The sequence below is a fragment of the Salmonella sp. SAL4457 genome (assembly GCF_046548235.1).
Taxonomy (GTDB): Bacteria; Pseudomonadota; Gammaproteobacteria; order Enterobacterales; family Enterobacteriaceae; genus Salmonella; species Salmonella enterica.
Map to the genome: position 1 here is coordinate 1 of NZ_JBGDZO010001067.1, position 247 is coordinate 247.

Sequence of the window (247 nt, forward strand, 5' to 3'; positions counted from 1 at the left end):
GTTCCACGGCTTTTTCGTGAGCCGCCACCTGGTTATTGGCGTAGGCCGGGTCGAAGGAGGCGTCGCGCAGGTCGAGCAGGGTCGCCTTGGCCTTGTCGGTCAGGCTGGCGTCGTCTTCGACCTCCAGTTTCTTGCGCTCGGCCAGGCTGCGCAGTTCGGCGTTGACCTTGCCGTGGTCGTCGATCATCTGCTTGGCGAATACCTTCACATCGGCGGCGGTGCTCTTTTCCAGCGCCATCTTGCCGGC

At 63.6% G+C, this 247-nt stretch carries 1 protein-coding gene; it reads right to left on the minus strand.

Annotation, left to right across the window (positions count from 1 at the left end; genetic code table 11):
- Nucleotides 1-247 (minus strand): DUF4142 domain-containing protein (locus ACLJNW_RS27460; RefSeq protein WP_410961719.1); only part of this gene is annotated, 247 nt, incomplete at both ends.